This is a genomic window from Nonomuraea sp. NPDC051191 (genome assembly GCF_044455665.1).
Lineage (GTDB): Bacteria > Actinomycetota > Actinomycetes > Streptosporangiales > Streptosporangiaceae > Nonomuraea.
Genome location: NZ_JBITEZ010000017.1, coordinates 235825 through 242399, shown reverse-complemented (window position 1 = coordinate 242399; position 6575 = coordinate 235825). Strand labels below are relative to the sequence as shown.

Below are 6575 nucleotides of genomic sequence, written 5' to 3'. Positions count from 1 at the left end.
TTGTCGGTGGTGCGGGTGTCTTCGTATGAGGAGGGCCTGCGGGTGATCAACGAGGGTGTGTACGGCAACGGTACGGCGATCTTCACCAATGACGGTGGTGCGGCGCGGCGGTTCCAGAACGAGGTCGAGGTGGGGATGGTCGGGATCAATGTGCCGATCCCGGTGCCGATGGCGTTCTACAGCTTCGGCGGGTGGAAGTCGTCGTTGTTCGGTGACACGCATGTGCACGGTGGCGAGGGGGTGCATTTCTACACGCGGGGCAAGGTGGTGACCTCGCGGTGGCTGGACCCGTCGCACGGTGGGGTGAACCTCGGCTTCCCCACGAACGGGTAACCCGTGGCTCCGGCCGGGAGGGACCGGCGTCCCTCCCGGTCCCGTCCCCGGTAAGCTCCAGCACAACGGACAAGGGGGGACATCGTGAGACGCCGTCGCATATCCGCCGTGGCGCTGGCCACGGCGGCGCTGGTCGCCGGCACGGGAGCGGTGTCCTCGGCCTCCGGGACGGCCGGGCAGCCGGCCGCCAGGCCGAGCCCCAAGCCGACCCCGACGGCCACGCCCTCGCCCACGGCCACCCAGAGCGACGGCACGCTCCAGATCCTCACCTACCGCGGCTACGCCGAGTACGGCGGCGTCAGTCCCAAGGCCAACTGGGTCGGCTCCTTCGAGAAGGAGACCGGCTGCCGCCTGGCCCGCCTGGACACCGTCCGCACCGCCGAGGAGATGGAACGGGCCGTGGCGGCCGCCGACCGCCCGTACGACCTGATCTCGGCGGGCCCGGCGCTGGCCGGCGACCTGATCACCCGCAAGCTGGTGCAGCCGATCGACCCGGCCAAGGTGGGCGGCTACGACGACCTCGACGAGCGTTTCCGCGACATGGTGAAGGTGTCCGGCAAGGTCTACGGCGTGCCGTACCTGTGGGGGTACCACGAGTTCGTCTACGACGCGGCCAAGGTCAAGAACCCGAGCATGAGCGAGGCGTTCGCCTCCGGCCGGGCCGCGCTCCGCGACAGCCCGCTGACCATCGCCGACGCCGCGCTGACCGACACCACCGTCAAGGACCCGTACGAGCTGAGCCAGGAGCAGCTCGACCGGGCCATGGCGCTGCTCGGGCAGCAGAAGGAGCGCACCTACTGGCGGAAGCCGATCGACCTGATCAAGGGCTTCGCCACCGGGTCGCTGGATTACGCGCAGGCCACACCGTACTATCGCCTGCTGCTGCAGAAGGCCGGCAAACCGGTCAGGACGGTCGGCGCCACGGCGACCACCGGCTGGCTCGACTCCTGGATGCTCGGCGCCAACCTGCCCGACACCACCTGCGCCTACCGCTGGCTGACCTGGATGACCGCGGCCGACGCCCAGCGTGACGCGGCCGCCTGGGCGGGGCTCGCCCCGGCCAACGAGAAGGCGTGCAAGGGCCGGGCCAAGTCCGTCTGCGACGTCTACGGCGTCGGCGACCCCAAGCGGCTCGGCCGTGTCGCCTTCGCCGTCCGGCCGCCGGGCGGTTGCCGCGGCGAGGACGGGGAATGCACTGATTACGCCGTCTGGGGGAAACGGTGGGCCGCGCTCGCCGAGTAGGCGAGACCGCCGCCTCCGCTCGACCCCATCGCGGGCGCGCCTTCCCCCGAGGTGCGCCTGCAGAGACGCCCTGGGCCTTCCCCCCTGTCCCGGGGCGTCTCGCTGTTCCGGGGCCTTCTTGGCGCCAGAAATTCGACTGAATGACCAGTCAGTGAGTATGGTCTTCCCATGAGAATCCTTCTTGTCGGCGCCGGAGGCGTCGGTTCAGCCGTGGTCCCGATCGCCGCCCGCCGCCATTTCTACGAACACATCGTGGTGGCCGACTCCCAACAGAGCCGGGCGGCCGCCGCCGTCGCCGCCGTGGACGACCCCCGTTTCACCGCCATCCAGCTGGACGCCTCCGACCGGGCGCAGGTCGTCGCGGCGCTCCGGGAGCACCGCTGTGACGTGCTGTTCAACGCGGTCGACCCGCGCTTCACGATGCCGCTGTTCGAGGCCGCGCTGGAGGCCGGGGCCCACTACCTGGACATGGCGATGTCGCTGTCGAAGCCGCATCCGCGCGAGCCGTACCGCAAGCCGGGGGTGAAGCTGGGTGACCGGCAGTTCGAGCGCGACGGCGAGTGGCGCGGCGCGGGCCGGCTCGCGCTGGTCGGCATGGGCGTCGAGCCGGGGCTCGCGGACGTGTTCGCCCGCTACGCCGCCGACCACCTGTTCGACGAGATCGACGAGATCGGCATCAGGGACGGCGCCAACCTCGTCGTCGACGGCTACGACTTCGCGCCCACGTTCTCGATCTGGACCACGATCGAGGAGTGCCTGAACCCGCCCGTCGTCTGGGAGGACGGGCAGTGGCGCACCACCGAGCCGTTCAGCGAGCCCGAGGTGTTCGACTTCCCCGACGGCATCGGGCCCGTGGAGTGCGTGAACGTCGAGCACGAGGAGGTGCTGCTCGTCCCGAGGTGGATCCCGGCGCGCCGGGTGACGTTCAAGTACGGGCTCGGCGAGGAGTTCATCGGCGTGCTCAAGACGCTGCGCAAGCTGGGCCTGGACAGCGCCGACAAGATCAGGGTGGGCGGGGCGGAGGTGGCCCCGCGCGACATGGTCGCCGCGAGCCTGCCGGACCCGGCGACGCTGGGCGCCCGCATGCGCGGCAAGACCTGCGCGGGCACGTGGGTCAAGGGCACCGGCAAGGACGGCTCGCCGCGCGAGGTGTACCTGTACCACGTGGTCGACAACGAGTGGTCGATGCGGGAGTACGGCTCCCAGGCCGTCGTGTGGCAGACGGCGATCCATCCGGTCGTCGCGCTGGAGCTGGTGGCGACCGGGGTGTGGAAGGGTGAGGGCGTGCTCGGCCCTGAGGCGTTCGACGCGGTGCCGTTCCTCGACCTGCTGCGCGAGTACGGCTCGCCGTGGGGCCTGCGCGAGGCGGCGGTGGCGGCCTGAAGGCCCGGTCGGAACCGTGGTCAGCGCGTGGCTAACGGCCCGGGAAGGCCACCACGGTCGCCATGGGAGCGGGCAGGAGCGCCTCGGCGCATTCGGTGCAGGCGAGCACGGAGGAGTTGTCGGGCAGCTTGCCGACCCGGACCCGAGGCCGCGGCCACCTCTTGTGGCACACGACGCAGGCGTCGCCGTCGCGCTGGGCCAGGCTCAGGCCCTCAGGGTCGAACGTCAACATACTCTGTGCCGTTCTGGTGGGACCCCAGTTCATCACGCTCCCAGCTGTCATCGCTCCTCCGCATGTCCGGATCCGTTATAACCCTGACCGAGGCCGTGATCGTCTAGCTGAGCGTCAAGCCAGGGTGAATTCTCTACCCGAGTGACCTCTTTTACACACACAAAATCGGGCATCCAGCCGCAAGGTGGATGCCCGATTTTTCGGTCTTTGCTACAGAGCGGCGACGGCCTTCTCCAAGATCCCCAGGCCCTCCTCAAGCAGGTGCTCGGGCATGACCAGCGGGGGCAGGAAGCGCAGCACGTTGCCGTACGTGCCGGCGGTCAGGACCACCAGGCCCTCGGCGTGGCAGCGCTTGACGATCTCCTGGACGGCGGCCGGGTCCGGGTTCTTCGTCCCCGGCTCGACCAGCTCGATCGCGATCATCGCGCCGCGTCCGCGCACGTCGCCGATCACCGGGAACCGCTCCTGGAGCGACCGGAGGCGGGGGAGCATGATCTCGCCGATGCGGCGGGCCTTGGCGACCAGGTCCTCCGACTCGATCGTCTCCAGGACGCCGAGCGCGGCCTCGCAGGCGAGCGGGTTGCCGCCGTACGTGCCGCCCAGGCCGCCGACGTGCACGTGGTCCATCAGGTCGGCGCGGCCGGTCACGGCGGCGAGCGGCAGACCGCCCGCGATGCCCTTGGCGGTGCAGATGATGTCGGGGACGATGCCCTCGTCCTCGCAGGCGAACAGGTCACCGGTACGCGCGAAGCCGGTCTGGACCTCGTCGGCCACGAACACGATGCCGTTCGCCCGGCAGAACTCGGCGATCCGCGGCAGGAAGCCCCTGGCCGGGACGATGAACCCGCCCTCGCCGGCGATCGGCTCGATCACCACGGCGGCCACGTTCTCGGCCCCGACCTGCTTGTTGATCTGGTCGATGGCCTGCGCGGCGGCCTCCTCCGCGCAGTTGTCCGCGCCCGTCGGCCAGCGGAACGGGTAGGCCAGCGGCACCCGGTACACCTCGGGCGCGTACGGGCCGAAGCCGTGCTTGTACGGCATGTTCTTGGCGGTCATGGTCATCGAGAGCAGCGTGCGGCCGTGGTAGCCGTGGTCGAACACCACGACGGCCTGCCTGCCGGTGGCGTGCCGGGCCACCTTGACCGCGTTCTCGACGGCCTCGGCGCCCGAGTTCACCAGGAACGTGCGCTTCTCGTGGTCGCCGGGGGTCAGCTGGTTGAGCTTCTCGCAGACCTGCACGTACGACTCGTACGGGGTGACCATGAAACAGGTGTGGGTGAAGTCGGCCACCTGCTTCTGGACGCGCTCGACGACCTTCGGCGCGGAGTTGCCCACGTTGGTCACGGCGATGCCGGAGCCGAAGTCGATCAGAGAGTTCCCGTCGGCGTCCTGGAGGACGCCGCCGCCGGCGCGGGTGACGAAGACCGGCAGCGTGGTGCCGATGCCGGACGGGACGGCGGCCTGCTTGCGGGCCAGCAGCTCCTGCGACTTGGGGCCTGGGATCGCGGTCACGACGCGCCGCTCCTGGGGAATGCTCATGGGCTCGACGCTACGTCGGGCTCCGACCTGGGCCGATACGTCGATATGGCACACTGGGGGTGCTCGCCTTTGCCGGAATGGACAAACTCGTATGGCACCTTCGCTGCGCACCGTGGTGCGACGGATGGGGCTGCGTCCGCTGGCGGGCGCGGCGGCCCCCGAAGCGCTCGACGCGGAGGTGCGCTGGGTGGCGGTCAGCGAGCTGGAGGACCCGACGCCGTTCCTTGAGGGCTCGGAGCTGCTGCTGACGACGGGCATCCGCCTGGAGGGCGACCTCTCCGGATATGTCGCCCGGCTGGTGGGGCGCGGGGTGGCCGGGCTCGGCTTCGGCGTCGGCCTCTCCCACGAACGCGTCCCGCCCGCCCTGGTCAGCGCCGCCGACGAGGCCGGGCTGCCGCTGTTCGAGGTGCCGCGCGAGACGCCGTTCATCGCCATCGGCAAGGTCGTCAGCGAGCTGCTCGCGGCCGAGCAGTACGACGAGATCACCCGGGCCTTCGCCGCCCAGGGACGGCTCACCCGGGCGGCGCTGCGGCCGGAGGGCATGCACGCGGTCATCGACCGGGTCGCCAAGGAGATCGACGGCTGGGCCGCCCTGCTCGACGAGACGGGCGAGGTCCGGCACGCCACCCCCGGCGCCGACGTGCCGGTCGTGGTGGCCGAGCTACGCCGCCTGCGCACCGGCGCCCCGGCAAGACCCCACCCCGACCAGCCCGCCACAGACGGCCGCGGGTCGGCCGGTGAGCAGCCGGCAGCCGGGGAACCCGTTCGTGGCGGTGAGCGGACGCCTGCCGGGGAGGGCGTCCGTGAAGGTGTGCCGAGCGGTGAGCGGGGGCGTGGGGGAGGCCAGGGGCCTGAGCGGGGGCGTGGGGGAGGGCCGGGGGTGGAGCGGGTGCCGGCCAGTCTCGCGTTGTCCGGGCCCGACGAGCACATCGTGATCCAGCCGCTCGGCGGCGGCACCCGGCCGCGCGGCTTCTTCGCGGTCGGCGCGCGCAAACCCTTCTCGCCGGTGACCCACACTGTGATCAACGCCGCCGGCTCGCTGCTGACGCTCGCCATGGAGCAGGGCAGGGCCCAGCGGGAGGCGGGGCGGCGGCTCCGCTCGGCCGTGCTCGAACTGCTGCTCGGCGGGGCGGTCGAGCAGGCGCGGTCGGTGACGGGCACGCTCGGCGCACGGCTGCCCGGCGAGCCGCTGGTGGTGCTGGCGGCGGGCGCGAGCGCCCTGGAGGCCCTGGAACCCCACGGCTTCACAGCCCTCCTCGACGACCACACCCACAGCCACGACCACACCCACAGCAGCAGCCACGGCCGCAGCGGCAGCGGTAGCGACGGTGGGCACGGCGGAGGTGGTGGCGGGCGTGGCCGCGGTGGTGGTGGGGCGGTCGTTGTTTGTCTGGTGGGGGAGGGGAGTGTGGAGAAGGTGGCGCGGGAGGCGGAGGGGCCGGTCGGGGTGAGCTCACCGTGCCGCTACGACGGCCTGCGCGACGCCCTCGGCCAGGCGCGACGGGCGCTGGCCCACAGCGACGGCGGCGTGGTGCGGTTCGCCGACCTGGCCGGGCAAGGGCTGCTCGCGCTGCTGGACGCCGACGCCCTGCGCGCGTTCTCCGGCGCGCTGCTGGCCCCGCTCACCGCGTACGGCTCCCGTGCCGACCTGGTCGAGTCCCTGCGCGCCTACCTCGACAGCAACGGCCACTGGGACGCCGCGGCCCAGCGGCTCGGCGTCCACCGGCACACGCTGCGCTACCGCATGCGCCGCGTGGCCGAACTCCTCGGCCGCGACCTCGACGACCCGGGCGTGCGCGCCGAACTCTGGCTCGCCCTGGAGGCCGCCCGCCGCTGACCCGACGGC

6 protein-coding genes are annotated in these 6575 nt (G+C 71.8%); 4 read left to right on the top strand and 2 right to left on the bottom strand.

Annotation, left to right across the window (positions count from 1 at the left end):
• The 3 genes from ACIA8R_RS41700 to ACIA8R_RS41690 form a co-directional block, all read left to right on the top strand.
• Nucleotides 1–333: aldehyde dehydrogenase family protein (locus tag ACIA8R_RS41700; protein ID WP_397043058.1), on the top strand; the 333-nt coding region annotated here is incomplete at its 5' end.
• Nucleotides 334–417: 84 nt separating this feature from the next.
• Nucleotides 418–1575 carry an extracellular solute-binding protein gene (locus ACIA8R_RS41695; protein ID WP_364093772.1) on the top strand — a complete coding sequence of 386 codons (1158 nt, stop codon included), beginning with the start codon at nucleotides 418–420 and terminating at the stop codon, nucleotides 1573–1575.
• Between the two features lie 168 nt (nucleotides 1576–1743).
• Nucleotides 1744–2958: a saccharopine dehydrogenase C-terminal domain-containing protein gene (locus ACIA8R_RS41690; protein WP_357694633.1), complete on the top strand. Its 1215-nt coding sequence runs from the start codon at nucleotides 1744–1746 to the stop codon at nucleotides 2956–2958.
• A 31-nt stretch (nucleotides 2959–2989) separates the two neighbouring features.
• Here ACIA8R_RS41690 and ACIA8R_RS41685 read toward each other — a convergent pair whose 3' ends face one another.
• Nucleotides 2990–3190 (bottom strand): hypothetical protein, encoded by a 201-nt coding sequence (locus ACIA8R_RS41685; protein WP_185845254.1) that lies wholly within the window; start codon nucleotides 3188–3190, stop codon nucleotides 2990–2992.
• A 210-nt stretch (nucleotides 3191–3400) separates the two neighbouring features.
• Entirely contained in the window at nucleotides 3401–4729 is a 1329-nt protein-coding gene (gabT, locus tag ACIA8R_RS41680; protein ID WP_364093778.1) for a 4-aminobutyrate--2-oxoglutarate transaminase, read from the bottom strand.
• Between the two features lie 91 nt (nucleotides 4730–4820).
• On the opposite strand from gabT, the gene ACIA8R_RS41675 reads away from it, so the two are divergent.
• Nucleotides 4821–6566 (top strand): PucR family transcriptional regulator, encoded by a 1746-nt coding sequence (locus ACIA8R_RS41675; protein WP_397043055.1) that lies wholly within the window; start codon nucleotides 4821–4823, stop codon nucleotides 6564–6566.
• The last annotated feature ends 9 nt before the right edge of the window (nucleotides 6567–6575 follow it).

Excerpts from the sequence above, each read along its gene's own strand:
- ACIA8R_RS41690 (WP_357694633.1), top strand. The coding sequence starts at position 1,744 with ATGAGAATCCTTCTTGTCGGCGCCGGAGGCGTCGGTTCAGCCGTGGTC.
- ACIA8R_RS41685 (WP_185845254.1), bottom strand. The coding sequence starts at position 3,190 with ATGTTGACGTTCGACCCTGAGGGCCTGAGCCTGGCCCAGCGCGACGGC.
- gabT (WP_364093778.1), bottom strand. The coding sequence starts at position 4,729 with ATGAGCATTCCCCAGGAGCGGCGCGTCGTGACCGCGATCCCAGGCCCC.
- ACIA8R_RS41675 (WP_397043055.1), top strand. The coding sequence starts at position 4,821 with ATGGCACCTTCGCTGCGCACCGTGGTGCGACGGATGGGGCTGCGTCCG.